A 17,425-nucleotide genomic window follows, 5' to 3' on the forward strand; every position below is an offset into this window, starting at 1 on the left:
ACCCCCGTAGGATGGACGTCATGGCCAAGACCAGTACGACGACCCAGGGGCTGCGCGCGGCGATCGAGCGCAGCGGCTACTACCCGGCCCTCGTGGCCGAGGCGGTGGAGGCCGCCGTGGGCGGCGAGCCCATCCGGTCGTACCTGGTCCACCAGGAGACGACGTTCGACCAGAACGAGGTGCGGCGGCACGTGACCGTGCTCGTCCTCACCGAGCACCGCTTCATCGTCAGCCACACCGACGAGCAGGCCGCCGACACCACGTCCCCGACGCCGTACGCGACCACCTCCACCGAGTCGGTCAAGCTCGGCCGGATCTCGTCGGTCGTGCTCAGCCGCGTCGTCGCCAACCCGGAGCAGTACCAGCCGGGCACCCTGCCCCGCGAGGTCGTCCTGACCATCGGCTGGGGCGCCGTCTCCCGCATCGACCTGGAGCCCGCCGCCTGCGGCGACCCCAACTGCGAGGCGGACCACGGCTACACGGGCAACTCGACGGCGGACGACCTCAGCCTGCGCGTCAGCGAGGCCGGGGACGGCCCGGAGACGGTGCGCCAGGCCCTCGCCTTCGCGCAGTCCCTCTCCGAGGCGACCGCGGACATCACCCGCTGATGGCACAGCCCACCGCCTGGGACCCGCACCCGGAACCGCTCGCCGTGGACTCCGCGCCCCTGCCGCAGTACGGCAGCGGCTCCCTCGCCGACCTCCTGCCCACGCTGGCCGCGGGCATGGGCGTGCCCGGGACGACCGCGACGATCACGGAACTGGCCCCCGCCGACCGGAACTGCGTGTTCCTGATCGACGGCCTCGGCTGGGAGCAGCTGCGGGCGCACCCCGAGGACGCGCCCTTCATGACCGCACTCCTCGACAGCTCCCGCGGCGGCACCGGCCGCCCGCTCACCGCCGGCTACCCGGCGACGACCGCGACCTCCCTCGCCTCCGTCGGCACAGGACTGCCGCCGGGCGCGCACGGGCTGCCCGGCTACACCGTGCGCAATCCGGACACCGGTGAGCTGATGAACCAGCTGCGCTGGCAGCCGTGGACCCAGCCGCGCGCGTGGCAGCCGTACCCCACGATCTTCCAGCTGGCCCACGACGCGGGGGTGCACGCCGCCCAGGTGTCGTCGCCCACGTTCGAGAACACCCCGCTGACCAAGGTGGCGTTGAGCGGCGGCACGTTCCTGGGCCGCCTGTCCGGCGAGGACCGTATGGACCTCGCGGCCGGGCAGCTGGCCGCCGCCGACCGCGCGCTGGTCTACACGTACTACGCCGAACTCGACGGCGCGGGCCACCGCTTCGGCGTGGACTCCGACACCTGGCGCGGCCAGCTCATGCACGTGGACCGCCTGGTCCAGCGGCTGGCGGAACAACTCCCGCCGAACAGCGCGCTCTACGTCACCGCCGACCACGGCATGGTCGACATCCCGTTCGACGAGCAGCACCGCATCGACTTCGACGAGGACTGGGAGCTGCGGGCCGGGGTCGCCCTGCTCGGTGGCGAGGGTCGCGCCCGCCATGTCTACGCCGTCCCGGGCGCCGCCAACGACGTTCTGACCTGCTGGCGCGAGGTGCTCGGCGAGCAGTTCTGGGTGGCCTCGCGCGACGAGGCGATCGCGGCGGGCTGGTTCGGCCCGCACATCGACGAGCGCGTGTACGCGCGCCTCGGTGACGTGGTCGCGGCCGCGCGGGACGACGTCCTGATCATCGCGTCCGAGCGGGAGCCGAAGGAGTCGGCGATGGTCGGCAACCACGGTTCGATGACCCCTGCCGAGCAGTTCGTCCCGCTGCTCGAAGTACGCTCCTGAAGCCCTCCTCACCCCCGTAGCGCCCTCCCTGCCGAAAGGTCCTCGACTTCCCATGCCCGAGCTGGTGTTCTTCTCCGGAACGATGGACTGCGGGAAGTCGACCCTGGCTCTCCAGATCGAGCACAACCGCTCGGCCCGCGGCCTGCAGGGCATGATCTTCACGCGGGACGACCGCGCGGGCGAGGGCAAGCTCTCCTCCCGCCTCGGTCTCGTCACGGACGCGGTGGAGGTCGAGGACGGCCAGGACCTGTACGCCTACCTCGTCGACCACCTCTCCCAGGGCGGCCGCGCGGACTACGTCATCGCCGACGAGGCCCAGTTCCTGGCGCCGGGACAGATCGACCAACTCGCCCGCGTGGTCGACGACCTGGGCCTGGACGTCTACGCCTTCGGCATCACCACGGACTTCCGCTCCAAGCTCTTCCCGGGCTCCCAACGCCTCGTGGAGCTCGCCGACCGCGTGGAGGTCCTCCAGGTCGAGGCACTCTGCTGGTGCGGCGCCCGAGCCACCCACAACGCCCGCACCATAGGAGGCGAGATGGTGGTGGAAGGCGCTCAGGTCGTGGTGGGCGACGTCAACCAGGCGGAAGCCATCGGGTACGAGGTCCTGTGCCGCCGTCACCACCGCCGCCGTATGACCGCGGCGACGGCGAGAGCGGCGGCGCTGTCCCCGGACGTGCTGCCGGTCAACTCGGTCTGAGCGGCCTCACCGCGCCGCCTCCACCAGCGAGAAACGTGCCCCCTCCGGGTCGGAGACCGTGGCGATGCGGCCGTGGGGGGTGTCATGGGGACGTTTGAGGACGTGGCCGCCCAGGGTGGTGAGGTGGTGCAGGGTCGCGTCCGCGTCGGCCACTTGGAAGTACGTCATCCAGTGGGGGCCCCGGTCGCGGGGGAGGGAGTTGCCGACGCCGTGGATCCCGGCGACCGGGCGATCGGCGAGGCGGAGGGTGACGTAGTCGAAGTCGGCGGAGACGACCGGCTCCTCGTCGTAGCCGAAGACCGTCTCGTAGAACTTGGCGACGCTCGCCGTCTCGAAGGTCAGCAGCTCGTGCCAGGCCGGGGTGCCCGCCACACCCGCGATGCCCGTGCCGCGGTGCGCTCCCGCCTGCCACACGCCGAACACCGCACCGGAGGGGTCGGAGCCGATCGCCAGGCGCCCGGCGTCTCCCGCGTCCAGCGGCCCCACGCCCACGGTGCCGCCGCACAGGCGCACCGTCTCCGCCGTCAGGTCCACGTCGTCCGAGGCGAGGTACGGCGTCCAGGCGACGGGGAGATGGCGGTCGGGCGGTAGCTGGCCGATGCCGGCGACTTCCTGGCCGTCCAACAGGGCGCGCACGTACGGGCCCAGCTGCTGCGGGCCGGGTTGGAATTCCCAACCGAACAGCTCGCCGTAGAACTCCTGGGTCGTGGTCAGCCCGTGCACCATCAGACTCACCCAGCAGGGCGTGCCGTTCGGGCCGGCCGACCCATGTGCCTCGGTCATCGTCACTCTCTCCTCGACCCCTTGCGGCGGCCGTGTCGCCGCCGTGCTCCGGAACCCCGTGCCGATGCTCGCACCACCCGTGGTGCCGCGCGCCCGGGCGCGCCGCTGCTCCGTACCCTTCCCGCAGAATGCCCGGCGTGCGGTTCCTCGCCCGTTGCTGCGCGATTGCTGACGGATGTCGATCGGCTGTACAGCATGTGCCCGATCCCGTACGCCTCGTGATCGGGCCTGCCCGGCGGAGCAGAGTAGCCGGACATGGACGATGCGGCCACCCCGTACGCGAGGATGGTGGCCATGAACGCCATCATCTCCGCATCCGAACTCGCGAGCGACCTGGCCGGTCAGAACCCGCCAGTCGTCCTCGACGTCCGCTGGCAGCTGAGCATGGCCAAGGCGGCCGGGGAGCCGCCCTTCGACGGTCACGCCGCGTACGCGGCCGGACACATTCCGGGCGCGGTCTTCGTTGACCTGGACCGGGAGCTCGCCGCGGCCCCCGGCGCGGGCGGCCGGCACCCGCTGCCCGACGTCGCCGACTTCGGCGCCGCGATGCGCCGGGCGGGCGTCTCGGCCGGGACGCCGGTGATCGTCTACGACGGCGGACAGGGCTGGGCGGCCGCCCGCGCGTGGTGGATGCTGCGCTGGACGGGTCACCCGGACGTGCGGGTCCTCGACGGCGGGTTGCCGTCCTGGGAGGGGCCGCTGGAGACGTCCGCGCCGACCCCGGCGGAGGGCGACTTCGTGCCGGCGCCCCGCGCGACGGAACTCCTCGACGCCGACGCGGCCGCGGCTCTGGCCCGCTCCGGAGTGCTGTTCGACGCCCGCGCGGGGGAGAGGTACCGGGGTGAGGTGGAGCCGATCGACCGGGTCGGCGGGCACATCCCGGGCGCTGTGTCCGCGCCCACCAACGAGAACGTCGCGGGGGACGGACGCTTCCTGCCCGCCGAGGAGCTGCACGCCCGCTTCAAGGCCCTCGGCGTCTCGGACGACTCTCCCGTCGGCGTGTACTGCGGTTCCGGCGTCTCCGGCGCGCACGAGGTGCTGGCGCTGGCGGTCGCGGGCATCCCCGCGGCGCTGTACGTGGGGTCCTGGTCGGAGTGGTCCTCGGACCCGTCGCGGCCGGTCGCCGTGGGGCCGGACCCGCAGTAGCCGGTCACAGCGGCATGAGGGCCCGCGCCACCCGGCGCGGGCCCTCATGGACGTCGTACGACCGACTAGTCCTGTTTCTTCCGTCGGGTCCCGAACACGATCTCGTCCCAGCTCGGGACCGCCGCCCGGCGGCCCGGGCGGACGCCGTCCGCCTCGGCCTGACGGTCGGTGGCGCCGACGAGACGGTCGCGGTGGGCGCCGACCGAGCGGGGCATGAGGACGTCCGCGTAGGCGGAACCGGCCGAGGCGGCGGGCGCCGGGGGTTCCTCCGCCGCGGGTTCGTCGGCGGGCTCCTCCTCCGGGGCGGGTGTCTCGGACGGGCGCTCCGGGACCACGAGGTCGCCCCGGAAGCTGGGCACGGCCTCCAACAGGCTTGTCAGCGAGTCGCGTTCGCTCGCGCTCTCCTCCTCGACCGGCTCGGGCGCCGGCGCGGGCAGGCCAAGACGCTCCCGGTCGAGGGAACGGTCCAGCGGCCGGTCGCGGGGCAGCCGGGCGATGCGCGGTACGAAGGGAAAGCTGGGCTCCGGCGAGGCCGCGAGGTCGTCGGACTCACCGATCAGCGAGCGCGCCTCGTCGTCGACGGCCTGGACGAGCCGCCGGGGCGGGTCGTACGTCCAGCTCGCCGAGTGCGGTTCGCCCGCGACCAGGTAGACCAGCAAGACCTCCCAGGTGCCGTCGTCGCGGCGCCAGGAGTCCCACTGGACGGTGTCCTTGTCGGCGCCACGCAGCAGCAGTCGCTCCTGGACGGCCTCGCCGAGCTGCGGTCCGGCGTTCTCGCCGGGCCGGCGGACGGGCGTCTTGCGGGCCCGCTCGGCCATGAAGGCGCGCTCCGCGAGCACGGGGCCCTCGAAGCGACGGACCCGGTCGACGGGGATGCCGGCCATCTGCGCGACCTCTTCGGCCGTCGCGCCGGCGCGTATACGTGCCTGAATGTCGCGGGGGCGGAGATGACTCTCCACCTCGATCTCGATCTGGCCGAGGCGGGGACGGTCGCCGCGTACGGCGGCGCGCAGACGCTCGTCAATCGGAAGCGTGTACTCCGTGCTGTCCGCAGCCTTCAGCACCAGCCGTGTGCCGTCATTCGAGACGGCCACGACACGCAGTTCGGGCATGGGGACCTCCCGGGTGGTGCCTGCCGACGTCACGTGCGTCGCTGCTTCCGCTAGTCGAGTGTGGCCTGCCCGGGTGCAGCCTGCCACAACCTTGCCGAGTTGCCCGGCGTGTCGGGCACGGGCCCTGAGTCGCCGTTATGGCACGGTTACCTATTCGCAACGCTAAGTGACCAACTCCGTCACCCTGTGCAACCAGCCCCCTCCCGGCGGTCCTTGAAGGCCACGGACGCCCAGGCGGGAGACCGGACCCAGGGCTCGCAACAGTACTCCATTCGGACCACGTGCGTGGATTGGCGCGCCGCCCAACTTCCTGCGGGGGATGGGACTTGGCCGTTCCTGGCAAGGAATTTGGGGATCTTGAACGTGGCGTATTTCACGGAATCACCAGAAACGGAACCAAGCGACTACGCCCCCAGCACCCGCCGCAAGTAGTCGTTCTGGAACCGGCGATCAGGATCAAGTCGATCCCGCAGCGCGGTGAACTCGCCGAAGCGCGGGTACACCCCGGAGAAGTACTCGGCGTCGCGCGTGTGCACCTTGCCCCAGTGCGGCCGCCCCTCGTGCGCGGTGAAGATGCGCTCCGCGGCGGTGAAGTACGCCTGGTACGGCGTGCCCTTGACCATGTGGACGGCGATGTAGGCGCTGTCGCGCCCCGACGCCGTGGACAGCGTGATGTCGTCTGCGGGCGCGGTGCGGACCTCCACGGGGAAGCTGACCTTCATCCCGGAGCGGTCGACCATGGTGCGCAGTTCACGCAGCACCGTCACCGCCGCCTCGCGCGGCACGGCGTACTCCATCTCCACGAACCGCACCCGGCGCGGCGATGTGAAGACCTTGTACGGGACGTCGGTGTAGGTCCGCGCGGACAGGGCCTTGCTGGATATCCGGGCGATCGTGGGGATCGTGCCGGGCGCCGCGCGGCCGACCCACTGGGCCACCTGGAAGACGCCGTTGGAGAGGAACTCGTCCTCGATCCAGCCCTGGAGCTGCGGCACCGGCTTCTCCGGGCCCGCGCTGCGGTTGTTGCGCTTGGTGTTGGTGTTGCCGGTGTGCGGGAACCAGTAGAACTCGAAGTGCTCGTTCTCGGCCCACAGCTCGTCGAAGTCGGCGAGCACCCGGTCGAACGGCATCGGTTCCTCGCGCGCGGTGAGCAGGAAGACCGGCTCCACCGCGAACGTGATGGCGGTGACGATGCCGAGCGCGCCCAGCCCGATCCGGGCCGCCGCGAAGACCTCGGGGTTCTCCTTCTCGGAACAGGTGAGCACCGTCCCGTCGGCGGTGACCAGCTCAAGCCCCTTGATCTGGGCGGCGATCGAGCCCGACTCCCGCCCGGTGCCGTGCGTACCGGTGCTGATGGCGCCGGAGACGGTCTGCTCCATGATGTCGCCCATGTTCCGCAGCGAGAGCCCCTCGCGCGCGAGCGCCAGGTTGAGCCTCTTGAGCTGCGTGCCCGCCCCGACCGTGACGGTCATGTCGTCCCGGTCGATGTCGCGTATGCCGCTCAACAGTTGAGGGCGGATCAAGACACCGTCGGTCGCCGCAATGGAGGTGAAGGAGTGCCCGGTGCCGACGGGCTTGACCTTCAGCCCGTCCTCGGCGGCCTTCCGGACGGCGTCCGCCAGCTCCTCCACGGAGGCCGGAGTGACCTCCCGCGCGGGACGGGCGGCGACATTGCCGCCCCAGTTACGCCACGTGCCGTTCTTCCCGCTCACTGTGGTGCTCAACGGTGCCTCCCCGACGCGGAACCGGCCGCTTGAGCCGGCGATACCCCAGGAAACCGACCGCGACCGCGACGGCTCCGGACACCGCCGGAACCCCGTACCCGGCCTGCGCCCCGGCCGCGTCGATGACCCAGCCGGCCACGGAGGAGCCGAGCGCGACCCCGACCGCGAGCCCTGTGCTGATCCAGGTCATGCCCTCGGTCAGTTGCGCGCGTGGTACGTGCTGCTCGATGAGGGACATCGTCGTGATCATCGTCGGTGCGATGGACAGTCCCGCCACGAACAGCGCCACGGCCAGAAACGGCAAGTTTCCGACCAGTAGGAGGGGGATCATACTCACGGCCATCGCGCATATGCCCAGCAGCCAGCGAGGTTCCGGGGCTCCCTTGAAGCGCAGCAGACCGAACACCAGGCCCGCCACGCACGATCCCGCCGCGTACAGGGCGAGCACCACGCTCGCGGCCCCCTTGTGGCCCTGTTCGTCGGCGAACGCCACGGTGACCACGTCCACTGCCCCGAAGATCGCCCCGGTCGCCACGAAGGTGGCCACCAGCACCTGGAGGCCGGGGGAGCGCAGGGCGCTGCCACCGTGCCCGTCGTGCTCGCGCGGGTGCGGCGCGGGCTCGGTGGCCCGCTGCGAGGTCAGCCAGAAGACACCGACCGCGAGGAAGCAGGCGGCCAGCAGCGGTCCGGCCTCGGGGAACCAGGCCGTGGACAGCCCGATGGAGATGATCGGCCCGAAGATGAAGCACACCTCGTCGACGACCGACTCGAAGGAGTACGCCGTGTGCAACTGCGGGGTGTCGCGGTAGAGGGCGGCCCACCGCGCGCGGATCATCGCGCCGATGCTCGGCACACAGCCGATGCCGGCGCTGAACACGTACAGCGTCCAGTCGGCCCACCTGTAGTGCGCCGCGAACAGCAGCCCGGCCGCGGCGACGAGCGCGATGAGCGTCGCCGGACGCAGCACCCGCCGCTGCCCGTACTGGTCGACCAGCCGCGACACCTGCGGCCCCGCCACCGCCGCGGCCAGCGCCATGGTGGCCGACAGCGCCCCGGCGAGGCCGTAGCGCCCCGTCAGCTGGGACACCATGGTCACCACGCCGATGCCCATCATCGACAGCGGCATCCGGCCGAGGAACCCCGCGGCGGAGAAGCCCTTGGAGCCGGGGGCGGCGAACAGGGCGCGGTACGGGCTCGGCACGGGGGTCTCCGGTCAAGGGAAGTGAAGCGGCTCAGCGAAGTCGGCGGTCAACGGCCCAGTAAGGCGCGAACGCAGCTGATACAGCTTACGAGTAAGGCGACCCTAACGCACCCGCCCGGACGGCCCGGGAACCCCGTTCGCCACCCCACCGTTTCCCGGCTGTCAGTACCGGATGACAGGATCGATCCATGCCAGACGCGCGCGATGCCACCCCCTACGACGCCCTGCTCCTGCTCTCGTTCGGCGGCCCCGAGGGCCCGGACGACGTGGTCCCGTTCCTGGAGAACGTGACGCGTGGGCGAGGCATCCCCACGGAACGTCTCAAGGAAGTCGGGCAGCACTACTTCCTGTTCGGCGGCGTCAGCCCCATCAACGACCAGAACCGCGCCCTGCTCGACGCCCTGCGCAAGGACTTCGCCGAGCACGGCCTGGACCTGCCGATCTACTGGGGCAACCGCAACTGGGCCCCGTACCTGACGGACACCCTGCGCGAGATGGTCGCCGACGGCCGCCGCCGCGTCCTGGTCCTCGCCACCAGCGCCTACGCGTCGTACTCGGGCTGCCGTCAGTACCGCGAGAACCTCGCGGACTCCCTCGCGGCCCTGGAGGCCGAGGGCGTGGAGCTGCCGAAGGTCGACAAACTCCGCCACTACTACAACCACGAGGGCTTCCTGGAGCCCATGATCGAGGGCGTGCTCGCCTCACTCGCCGACCTCCCCGACGAGGTCCGCGACGGCGCTCACCTCGCCTTCTCGACCCACTCCGTCCCGGACGCCTCGGCGGACACCTCGGGCCCGGTGGAGGAGCACGGCGAGGGTGGTGCGTACGTGAAACAGCACCTGGAGGTCGCGCGGCTGATCGCCGAAGCGGTCCGGGACCGCACGGGCATCGACCACCCCTGGCAGCTCGTCTACCAGTCCCGCTCCGGAGCCCCGCACATCCCGTGGCTGGAGCCCGACATCTGCGACCACCTGGAGGAGCGCCACGAGGCCGGCGTCCCGGCCGTCGTGATCGCCCCCATCGGCTTCGTCTCCGACCACATGGAGGTCCTCTACGACCTCGACACGGAGGCCAGGGCGAAGGCGGAGGAGCTGGGGCTGCCGATGCGGCGCTCGGCCACCGTCGGCGCCGACCCGCGCTTCGCGGCGGCCGTCCGGGACCTGGTCCTGGAGCGGGCGGCGACGGAACGCGGCCAGGAGGTCACCCCGTGCGCGCTGGGCGCGCTCGGCGCGAGCCACAACCTCTGCCCGGTGGGCTGCTGCCCCGCCAGAGCCCCCCGCCCGGCCGCCGCGGGCGCCGACAGCCCCTACGCGTGAGGACCCCGGTGACCGACCCCTTCCACACCGAACTGCTCAAGCTCGCCCAGGAGGCGGCCCGCCGCGCCGGCGAACTCCTCCGGGACGGCCGCCCGGCCGACCTGGAGGTCGCCAGGACCAAGTCGAGCCCCATCGACGTGGTCACCGAGATGGACATCGCGGCGGAGAAGCTGATCACGGACCTGATCTCCGCGCACCGCCCGGACGACGGTTTCCTGGGCGAGGAGGGCGCGTCCAACGAGGGCATGACCGGCGTCCGATGGGTGATCGACCCCCTCGACGGCACGGTCAACTACCTCTACGGGCTCCCCACTTGGGCGGTCTCCATCGCCGCCGAGCAGGACGGGGAGACGGTCGTCGGCGTGGTGGCCGCCCCCATGCGGGGCGAGACGTACCACGCGGTGCGGGGCGAGGGCGCGTGGGCGACGGGCCCCACCTGGTCCGGCGACCGCGCGCTCAACTGCCGTCCCGCTCCGCCTCTCGACCAGGCCCTGGTCTCGACGGGCTTCAACTACGTCCTGGAGGTCCGCACCCACCAGGCCGAGGTGGCCCACCGCCTGATCCCGCTCCTCCGCGACATCCGCCGCAGCGGGTCGGCCGCGGTGGACCTCTGCGACGTGGCGGCAGGACGCCTGGACGGCTACTACGAACGTGGCCTTCACCCCTGGGACCTGGCCGCGGGCGACCTCATCGCCCGGGAAGCGGGCGCCCTGACCGGTGGACGCCCCGGAGAGCGCCCCGCACACCATCTGGCGATCGCTGCCACCCCGGGCGTCTTCGAGCCCCTCCAGCGCCTCCTGGAGGACTTCGGCGCCTGGCACGACTGACGTCCTGCGACGCCACGCACGACAAGGGCCCCGGTGCTGGATTCACCGGGGCCCCGCCGTCGTACTGATGTATCGATCAGACGCTACGCGCTGACCTCCACACCGTGCTCGAAGGCCAGGCGGCGCAGGTCGTCGAGCTCGGCCTGTTCCACCTCGACGAGGAAGTCGTCGCCCTCGTCGCGAGCCCGCGTCAGGTCGGACTCGGTCGTCCTTATGCGCTGCAGAAGTCCTGCGGTGAATGCGTCCATGCTGCGCCCCCTCGTCCTGGGTCGTGGGTCGGTGGCACGGGGGTGTGCCGTTCGGAAGGGGCGATCACGTCTCCTGCAGATGCCCAGCGCTGCCCTGCTGGGCGGCGACGGCGCCGGACACCCACGCCCACTCTGCGGAAAGCGGATTGCGGTGTACCGCATGGTGCTGCGGCACATGCAGAGCGTGATCGCGGGGTGTAAAGCCGTCCTCCCCCCGCTCCCCTCCACGGAAACCTCAACCGAACGAGAAAATCTCGCATTCCCGGGCTTCATACCTGTCGTTCAGACGGTGCTCACCCGCCTTACAGCCGACTTATGGCCGAAAAGGGCAGGATGGAGGTCAACACTCTCACCGACACCCCTGCCCGTGTGCCCGAGAAGCGCTACGCGAGTGGACACGGGTGGACACAGGAAGGACAAGCGACGTGCGCGTACTCGTCGTCGAGGACGAGCAGCTGCTCGCCGATGCGGTGGCCACCGGACTGCGCCGGGAGGCCATGGCCGTCGACGTCGTGTACGACGGTGCGGCCGCCCTGGAGCGCATCGGCGTCAACGACTACGACGTGGTCGTCCTCGACCGCGACCTCCCCCTCGTCCACGGGGACGACGTCTGCCGCAAGATCGTCGAGCTCGGCATGCCCACGCGCGTGCTGATGCTCACCGCGTCCGGCGACGTCAGCGACCGGGTCGAGGGCCTGGAGATCGGCGCCGACGACTATCTGCCCAAGCCCTTCGCCTTCAGTGAGCTCACCGCACGCGTGCGTGCCCTCGGCCGGCGCACCAGCATGCCGCTGCCGCCCGTCCTGGAGCGCGCCGGCATCAAGCTCGACCCGAACCGCCGCGAGGTCTTCCGCGACGGCAAGGAAGTCCAGCTCGCGCCCAAGGAGTTCGCCGTCCTGGAGGTGCTGATGCGCTCCGAGGGCGCGGTCGTCTCCGCGGAGCAGCTCCTGGAGAAGGCCTGGGACGAGAACACGGACCCGTTCACCAACGTCGTGCGCGTGACCGTCATGACCCTGCGCCGCAAGCTGGGCGAGCCGCCCGTCATCGTCACCGTCCCCGGTTCCGGCTACCGGATCTGAGACGCATCGTGGCCGCCACTCCCGCGCCGCCCGAGGCGCCCCCGAAACCCACCTGGGATCCCCGCAGGCCGGAGCTTCCGTTCCCCTGGCTGCGTCCCACCATCCGGATAAGGCTGACCCTGCTCTACGGCGGGATGTTCCTGATCGCCGGCATCCTGCTGCTGTCGATCATCTACCTGCTGGCGGCGAACGCGCTGAACGTCGGGAGCGACCTGCCCTTCAAGGTCGTCACCGGCACGGTGTCCAGCGAGAGCTGCAACATCACCTCGACCCAGCTGCCCGCCGCCGACCTCAATCACGCCCTCAACGAGTGCGTCAACGAACAACGTCAGCACGCCCTCGACAACCTCCTCAGCCGCTCCCTCCTCGCCCTCCTCGGCCTCGCGATCATCGCCTTCGCCTTCGGCTACGCCATGGCCGGCCGTGTGCTGTCCCCGCTGGGCCGGATCACCCGGACCGCCCGCGCGGTGGCGGGCTCGGACCTGTCGCGACGGATCGAGCTGGACGGCCCGGACGACGAGCTGAAGGAGCTGGCCGACACCTTCGACGACATGCTGGAGCGCCTCCAGCGGGCCTTCACGGCCCAGCAGCGCTTCGTCGGCAACGCCTCGCACGAACTGAGAACCCCGCTGGCGATCAATCGCACGCTGCTGGAGGTTCATCTCTCGGACCCCGGCGCGCCCGTGGAGCTCCAGCAGCTGGGCAAGACCCTCCTGGCCACCAACGAACGCAGTGAGCAGCTCGTGGAGGGACTGCTGCTGCTCGCCCGCAGCGACAACCAGATCGTCGAGCGCAAGCCCGTGGACCTCGCCGAGGTCGCCGAGCAGGCCGTCGACCAGGTGCACGCGGAGGCCGAGGCCAAGGGCGTGACGATCCGCGGGGAGCAGAAGCCCGCGGTCGTCCAGGGCAACGGCGTACTGCTGGAGCGGATCGCGCTGAACCTGGTGCAGAACGCCGTGCGGTACAACGTGCCGGAGGGCGGCTGGGTCGAGGTCACCACCGAGGTCCAGCACGGCCAGGCGCTGCTGGTCGTGTCGAACACGGGGCCGGTCGTGCCCGCGTACGAGATCGACAATCTCTTCGAGCCGTTCAAGCGGCTGAGAGGGGCCGACCGGACCGGCAGCGACAAGGGCGTCGGGCTCGGCCTGTCCATCGTCCGCTCGGTCGCCCGGGCGCACGGCGGGCACATCTACGCACAGCCGCGCGAGGGGGGAGGCCTCGTGATGCGGGTCACCCTTCCGATCTGAGACCATGTCGCCGACACACGGGGATGTTCGCTTTGCGCGGAATTTTCTGGGCACTCGTCGAGCCGCCCCGTGTGTGATCGATCACAAGGGCGAATTTCCGGCCATCTACTGACAGTGATCAAGAAGGCAGTCGGAAAGCCGGGAAAGTCCGGGTTTTCGGGGGCCTTGATCACGGGAAGTACACGGTGAGACGCCTTTGAAGTGCGGCATTCGGACCGTGTACGGTCCCCATCGCCATCCCAGCCGATCACTCATGAGGGGTCCGGTTGGGTGTCGATTGAGTAACAGACCTTGATGTGAGGCAAAATCTCCGCCTCGGGTCGGGCACAAGTCCGGCCTCTCACGCGTTACGTGCGCTGGAGACACCGCAGACACCCAGAGGGGGAGAGCGACATGGCAACGGATTACGACACCCCACGCAAGACCGACGACGACGTCGACTCGGACAGCCTTGAAGAGCTGAAGGCCAGGCGGAACGACAAGTCGACGTCCGCAGTGGACGTCGACGAGTTCGAGGCCGCCGAAGGCCTGGAACTGCCCGGCGCGGACCTCTCGAACGAGGAGTTGGCCGTCCGGGTGCTGCCCAAGCAGCAGGACGAGTTCACCTGCATGAGCTGCTTCCTGGTGCACCACCGCAGCCAGCTGGCCCGCGAGAAGAACGGTCAGCCGATCTGCCGCGACTGCGACTGAGGACGGGTCGGCCGTGACTGGCTCGACCCCTCCCTGGAAGCGCCGCCCCCACCTGCCGGGAGCGGACCAAGGGCCGTCCGACGGCCCTCACGGCGCGCGTGACGACGAGCGGGGCTCATCCGGTACGGGAGCTTCCGACACAGGAATCTCCGGTACGGGATCGGCCTCGCTCGAACCCGCGGCCGGCCGGGCTGACCTCCCGGCCCCCGCGGAGCGGTACCCCGCGCCCGTCGCCAAGCGACGGGTCGCGGTGATCCGGGAAAAGGTCGGGGAAGGCGTCCGCAAGGGCGGCAGCCGGGCCAGGGCGGGCCTGGCGTACCTCGCCGACCGGATCATCGACAACGCCCCCAGAATCCCCGTACGCGACCTCCAGGCGCTGCGCAGGCAGTTCCCGGGCCTCGGGCCCGAGCAGCTCGCCGACAAGCTCGTGGCGGGCGCCGCGGCGGCCACCGCGACGGTCGGCGCGGGTGTCGGAGCGGCGGCGATGCTCCCTGTGCCACCCGCGATGCCCACGGAGCTGGCCGCCGAGATCACCGGGGTCGCGGCGATCGAACTCAAGCTGATCGCCGAGCTCCACGAGGTCTACGGTGTGCGACCGCCTGGCGGCCTCAAGGACCGCAGCACGGCGTACCTGAACTCCTGGTCGGGTGAGCGCGGCATCGACGTGACCAAGCCGTCGACGATCAACTCCGCACTCAGCGGCCCGATGAAGAACCAGTTGCGGCAGCAGATCATGAAGCGCATGGTCCGCGACCTGCCGAACCTGATGCCGTTCATGGTCGGCGCCGCCGTGGGCGCGGTCATGAACCGCAGGGACACCAGAAAGCTCGCGACCCGTATCCGCGCGGACCTGCGGAGGATCCAGGTGCCCTGGGACGCGCTCCCCGAGCTTCCGCCGCTGGAGGCGCCGGCGGATCCCCTGACGGTGGGGGACGTCGCGAAGGAACTCGGGCGCGGGCACGGCGAGGGCCGACGCGGCCGGTAAGAGTTCCGTGAGAGTCCCGGAAGTACCCGTGGCCGGGCCGCCGGGTGACCACTGGCGCGAATGTTCTACGCGGCTTCGCGCGCCTGCCGGATCGCCTCCGCCAGCCGCTCCGGCTCGCGCGTCGACAGATACAGGTACGGCGTCGGGTCCTCGGGGTCGGTGACCATCACGCGCAGCGCGGTGGGGATGTAGGCGCGCAGCAGCAGGAAGGCGCGGGTGTCGGCCTTGTACGTGCGCCAGGCGCGCGCCTCCTCGGCATCCAGGATCTCCGTCTCGCCCAGCGCCGTGACCGGGATCTTCGCCTCTCCGGCGATCAGGGAGTCGCCCACGATCCGGATGCGCTGCGAGCCGTAGGAGCTGGCGACGACCGCGGCCGCGGCGGTGCCGCCGACCAGGCCGCCGAGCAGCGGCAGGGTGCCGAACGGCAGCAGGATGAGGGCGAAGGAGACCCCCACCAGGAACGAGATCAGCCACCAGGAACGGGGGGCGGTGAGACGTTCTTCGTACGGGGTCGCGGAGAGCTGCATGAATCCAAGCTTGGCACGGTGTGAGAACACGGCCGACGCGCGGGTAAGGTCTGCGGCTGTGAGTGGTACTTCCGCAGCTCTTCAGCCTCCGGCCGACGCCGCGCCGCCGGTGCGTCATCCCGACGCGCCCGCGCCCGGCGAGCTCCTCGGCGCGCACTACGGCGAGTGCTTCGGCTGCGGTGACGGCCAGGCCCACGGCCTGCATCTGGCGGCCCGCGCGGGCGAAGGCGTCTCGGTCACCGCCGAGTTCACCGTGCGCCCCGCCCACCAGGGCGCTCCCGGACTCGCGCATGGCGGTGTGCTGGCGACCGCCCTCGACGAGACGCTCGGCTCCCTGAACTGGCTCCTGCGCACGATCGCGGTGACGGGACGCCTGGAGACCGACTTCGCGCGGCCCGTTCCCGTGGGCACGGTGCTGTATCTGGAGGCCCGTGTCACGGCCGTCGCCGGGCGCAAGATCTACTCGACCGCGACCGGCCGGATCGGCGGCCCCGAGGGGCCCGTCGCCGTCCGCGCGGACGCGCTCTTCGTCGAGGTGAAGGTCGACCACTTCATCGACAACGGCCGCCCCGAGGAGATCCGGGCCGCCATGGACGACCCGGACCAGGTCCGGCGTGCCCGTGCCTTCGAGGTGAACCCGTGACCCGTGAGCCCGTGAGCGTGCTGATCCGGCGCGTCGACCCCGACGTACCGCTTCCGTCGTACGCGCACCCCGGTGACGCGGGAGCCGATCTGCGCACCACCGAGAGCTGTGAACTGCGACCGGGCGAGCGGGTCGTGCTGCCCACCGGGGTGTCTGTCGCGCTGCCGGAGGGGTACGCGGCCTTCGTGCACCCCCGATCCGGTCTCGCCGCCCGCTGCGGTGTCGCTCTCGTGAATGCCCCGGGGACGGTTGATGCCGGGTACCGTGGGGAGATCAAGGTGATCGTGGTGAATCTCGACCCGCGCGAGGCGGTGCGGTTCGAGCGCTTCGACCGGATCGCCCAACTGGTCGTCCAGCAGGTCGAGCGGGTCAGCTTCCAGGAGGTCGCGGAGCTGCCCGACTCGGTGCGGGCCGAAGGGGGCTTCGGGTCCACCGGAGGCCATGCCGCGGTGGCCGGTACGAACAGCACAAGCGGTCAGGCCGCCGTCGGCGGCGCAACGGGTGGGAATCGATACGCATCGGTCGTATCCGACCGGGAAGGACAGTGACGTGTTCGGACGTCGCAAGAAGAAGGATGCCGCCGAGGGCGCGGCCGGCGAGGCCGAGCAGGTCGTCGACAGTGTCGACACTGAGGCGGACGACGAAGACGGCGAGCGCGAGCGGGTGAGGCTCGAGCCCGAGCCGCGGCCCGACGGGCCCTGGGACGACTCCGAGGTGAGCGAACCGGGCGAGGGCCGGGTGGACCTGGGTGGCATCTTCGTGCCCGGCGTCGACGGCATGGAGCTGCGGGTCGAGGTCGCGGGTGACGCGATCGTCGCGGCGACCGTGGTGCTGCGCGACAGCGCGGTCCAGCTGCAGGCCTTCGCCGCTCCCAAGCGTGAGGGCATCTGGGGTGAGGTGCGCGAGGAGATCGCGACCGGCATCACCCAGCAGGGCGGCATCGTCGACGAGGTCGAGGGTCCGCTGGGCTGGGAGCTGCGGGCCCAGGTGCCGGTGCAGCTGCCGGACGGCACGGGCGGTTTCCAGGTCGTGCGGTTCGTCGGGGTGGACGGTCCGCGCTGGTTCCTGCGCGGTGTGATCTCGGGGCAGGGCGCGGTGCAGCCGCAGGCGGCCGGTCTGCTGGAGCAGATCTTCCGGGACACGGTCGTGGTCCGCGGCGAGGGCCCCATGGCGCCCCGCGACCCGATCGTCCTCAAACTGCCGAACGACGCGCAGATGGTCCCCGAGGGTGTCCAGCAGCAGGACCAGGAGGGCTCCCGGTTCTCCGGCGGCATGGGCCAGCTCCAGCGCGGCCCGGAGATCACCGAGGTCCGGTAGGCAAGTAGGCGTCAAGGGCCGTACCCCGTCGCGGGGTACGGCCCTTTGTCATGCACGAGGTCCTGCGCGGACTCTTGAC

19 protein-coding genes are annotated in these 17,425 nt (G+C 71.1%); 13 read left to right on the forward strand and 6 right to left on the reverse strand.

Annotation, left to right across the window (positions count from 1 at the left end; genetic code table 11):
* Positions 1-20: 20 nt before the first annotated feature.
* The 3 genes from ACIHIX_RS05970 to ACIHIX_RS05980 are packed head-to-tail and all read left to right on the forward strand — an operon-like array spanning position 21 to position 2,501.
* A complete protein-coding gene (locus ACIHIX_RS05970) occupies positions 21-608 on the forward strand; it encodes a DUF5998 family protein (protein ID WP_399950358.1) in 588 nt (195 codons plus the stop codon).
* Positions 608-1,801 carry an alkaline phosphatase family protein gene (locus ACIHIX_RS05975; RefSeq protein ID WP_399950361.1) on the forward strand — a complete coding sequence of 398 codons (1,194 nt, stop codon included), beginning with the start codon at positions 608-610 and terminating at the stop codon, positions 1,799-1,801. Before ACIHIX_RS05970 ends, ACIHIX_RS05975 begins: the two co-directional genes overlap by 1 nt.
* A gap of 52 nt (positions 1,802-1,853) precedes the next feature.
* Complete coding sequence (locus ACIHIX_RS05980) at positions 1,854-2,501, forward strand: thymidine kinase (protein ID WP_329333822.1); 648 nt, start codon at positions 1,854-1,856, stop codon at positions 2,499-2,501.
* A 6-nt stretch (positions 2,502-2,507) separates the two neighbouring features.
* Here ACIHIX_RS05980 and ACIHIX_RS05985 read toward each other — a convergent pair whose 3' ends face one another.
* Positions 2,508-3,284, reverse strand: coding sequence for a VOC family protein (locus ACIHIX_RS05985; RefSeq protein WP_399950364.1), 777 nt, complete (start codon positions 3,282-3,284; stop codon positions 2,508-2,510).
* A gap of 294 nt (positions 3,285-3,578) precedes the next feature.
* Here ACIHIX_RS05985 and ACIHIX_RS05990 point away from each other — a divergent pair, with 294 nt between their 5' ends.
* Positions 3,579-4,430 (forward strand): sulfurtransferase, encoded by an 852-nt coding sequence (locus ACIHIX_RS05990; RefSeq protein ID WP_399951906.1) that lies wholly within the window; start codon positions 3,579-3,581, stop codon positions 4,428-4,430.
* A 65-nt stretch (positions 4,431-4,495) separates the two neighbouring features.
* Here ACIHIX_RS05990 and sepH read toward each other — a convergent pair whose 3' ends face one another.
* The 3 genes from sepH to ACIHIX_RS06005 form a co-directional block, all read right to left on the reverse strand.
* The gene (sepH, locus tag ACIHIX_RS05995) at positions 4,496-5,542 is read right to left on the reverse strand and encodes a septation protein SepH (protein ID WP_399950367.1); all 1,047 of its coding nucleotides are present in this window, start codon (positions 5,540-5,542) and stop codon (positions 4,496-4,498) included.
* Positions 5,543-5,946: 404 nt separating this feature from the next.
* A complete protein-coding gene (locus tag ACIHIX_RS06000; RefSeq protein WP_399950370.1) occupies positions 5,947-7,266 on the reverse strand; it encodes a D-arabinono-1,4-lactone oxidase in 1,320 nt (439 codons plus the stop codon).
* Positions 7,226-8,467 (reverse strand): MFS transporter, encoded by a 1,242-nt coding sequence (locus ACIHIX_RS06005; protein WP_399950373.1) that lies wholly within the window; start codon positions 8,465-8,467, stop codon positions 7,226-7,228. Before ACIHIX_RS06005 ends, ACIHIX_RS06000 begins: the two co-directional genes overlap by 41 nt.
* Before the next feature lie 188 nt (positions 8,468-8,655).
* On the opposite strand from ACIHIX_RS06005, the gene ACIHIX_RS06010 reads away from it, so the two are divergent.
* Complete coding sequence (locus ACIHIX_RS06010; RefSeq protein ID WP_399950376.1) at positions 8,656-9,783, forward strand: ferrochelatase; 1,128 nt, start codon at positions 8,656-8,658, stop codon at positions 9,781-9,783.
* Positions 9,784-9,791: 8 nt separating this feature from the next.
* Positions 9,792-10,610 (forward strand): inositol monophosphatase family protein, encoded by an 819-nt coding sequence (locus ACIHIX_RS06015; protein ID WP_399950379.1) that lies wholly within the window; start codon positions 9,792-9,794, stop codon positions 10,608-10,610.
* Between the two features lie 83 nt (positions 10,611-10,693).
* Here ACIHIX_RS06015 and ACIHIX_RS06020 read toward each other — a convergent pair whose 3' ends face one another.
* Positions 10,694-10,858, reverse strand: coding sequence for a hypothetical protein (locus ACIHIX_RS06020; RefSeq protein ID WP_399950382.1), 165 nt, complete (start codon positions 10,856-10,858; stop codon positions 10,694-10,696).
* Between the two features lie 425 nt (positions 10,859-11,283).
* Between ACIHIX_RS06020 and ACIHIX_RS06025 the strand changes: the two genes are divergently transcribed.
* The 4 genes from ACIHIX_RS06025 (at position 11,284) to ACIHIX_RS06040 (ending at position 14,859) form a co-directional block, all read left to right on the forward strand.
* On the forward strand, positions 11,284-11,937 hold the full coding sequence (locus ACIHIX_RS06025; RefSeq protein ID WP_046257092.1) for a response regulator transcription factor: 654 nt from the start codon (positions 11,284-11,286) through the stop codon (positions 11,935-11,937).
* 8 nt (positions 11,938-11,945) lie between these two features.
* A complete protein-coding gene (locus ACIHIX_RS06030; protein WP_399950386.1) occupies positions 11,946-13,184 on the forward strand; it encodes a sensor histidine kinase in 1,239 nt (412 codons plus the stop codon).
* A 393-nt stretch (positions 13,185-13,577) separates the two neighbouring features.
* A complete protein-coding gene (locus ACIHIX_RS06035; protein WP_005481602.1) occupies positions 13,578-13,874 on the forward strand; it encodes a DUF4193 domain-containing protein in 297 nt (98 codons plus the stop codon).
* A 13-nt stretch (positions 13,875-13,887) separates the two neighbouring features.
* Entirely contained in the window at positions 13,888-14,859 is a 972-nt protein-coding gene (locus ACIHIX_RS06040; RefSeq protein ID WP_399950390.1) for a hypothetical protein, read from the forward strand.
* Between the two features lie 65 nt (positions 14,860-14,924).
* Here ACIHIX_RS06040 and ACIHIX_RS06045 read toward each other — a convergent pair whose 3' ends face one another.
* Complete coding sequence (locus ACIHIX_RS06045; protein ID WP_329333801.1) at positions 14,925-15,386, reverse strand: DUF3093 domain-containing protein; 462 nt, start codon at positions 15,384-15,386, stop codon at positions 14,925-14,927.
* Between the two features lie 58 nt (positions 15,387-15,444).
* Between ACIHIX_RS06045 and ACIHIX_RS06050 the strand changes: the two genes are divergently transcribed.
* Genes ACIHIX_RS06050 through ACIHIX_RS06060 form a run of 3 tightly spaced genes read left to right on the forward strand, consistent with a single transcriptional unit; the run spans position 15,445 to position 17,346 of the window.
* A complete protein-coding gene (locus ACIHIX_RS06050) occupies positions 15,445-16,029 on the forward strand; it encodes a PaaI family thioesterase (protein WP_399950393.1) in 585 nt (194 codons plus the stop codon).
* Positions 16,026-16,577 carry a dUTP diphosphatase gene (dut, locus tag ACIHIX_RS06055; protein ID WP_399950396.1) on the forward strand — a complete coding sequence of 184 codons (552 nt, stop codon included), beginning with the start codon at positions 16,026-16,028 and terminating at the stop codon, positions 16,575-16,577. Before ACIHIX_RS06050 ends, dut begins: the two co-directional genes overlap by 4 nt.
* Before the next feature lies 1 nt (position 16,578).
* Positions 16,579-17,346 carry a DUF3710 domain-containing protein gene (locus ACIHIX_RS06060; protein WP_329333795.1) on the forward strand — a complete coding sequence of 256 codons (768 nt, stop codon included), beginning with the start codon at positions 16,579-16,581 and terminating at the stop codon, positions 17,344-17,346.
* The last annotated feature ends 79 nt before the right edge of the window (positions 17,347-17,425 follow it).

This window comes from Streptomyces sp. NPDC051913 (genome assembly GCF_044593635.1).
GTDB lineage: Bacteria > Actinomycetota > Actinomycetes > Streptomycetales > Streptomycetaceae > Streptomyces.

What these genes read in the sequence shown, in the direction of transcription:
- ACIHIX_RS06035 (WP_005481602.1), top strand. Translation starts at nt 13,578, where the DNA reads ATGGCAACGGATTACGACACCCCACGCAAGACCGACGACGACGTCGAC.
- ACIHIX_RS06010 (WP_399950376.1), top strand. Translation starts at nt 8,656, where the DNA reads ATGCCAGACGCGCGCGATGCCACCCCCTACGACGCCCTGCTCCTGCTC.
- ACIHIX_RS05975 (WP_399950361.1), top strand. Translation starts at nt 608, where the DNA reads ATGGCACAGCCCACCGCCTGGGACCCGCACCCGGAACCGCTCGCCGTG.
- ACIHIX_RS05980 (WP_329333822.1), top strand. Translation starts at nt 1,854, where the DNA reads ATGCCCGAGCTGGTGTTCTTCTCCGGAACGATGGACTGCGGGAAGTCG.
- sepH (WP_399950367.1), bottom strand. Translation starts at nt 5,542, where the DNA reads ATGCCCGAACTGCGTGTCGTGGCCGTCTCGAATGACGGCACACGGCTG.
- ACIHIX_RS05970 (WP_399950358.1), top strand. Translation starts at nt 21, where the DNA reads ATGGCCAAGACCAGTACGACGACCCAGGGGCTGCGCGCGGCGATCGAG.
- ACIHIX_RS05990 (WP_399951906.1), top strand. Translation starts at nt 3,579, where the DNA reads ATGAACGCCATCATCTCCGCATCCGAACTCGCGAGCGACCTGGCCGGT.
- ACIHIX_RS05985 (WP_399950364.1), bottom strand. Translation starts at nt 3,284, where the DNA reads ATGACCGAGGCACATGGGTCGGCCGGCCCGAACGGCACGCCCTGCTGG.
- ACIHIX_RS06045 (WP_329333801.1), bottom strand. Translation starts at nt 15,386, where the DNA reads ATGCAGCTCTCCGCGACCCCGTACGAAGAACGTCTCACCGCCCCCCGT.
- ACIHIX_RS06020 (WP_399950382.1), bottom strand. Translation starts at nt 10,858, where the DNA reads ATGGACGCATTCACCGCAGGACTTCTGCAGCGCATAAGGACGACCGAG.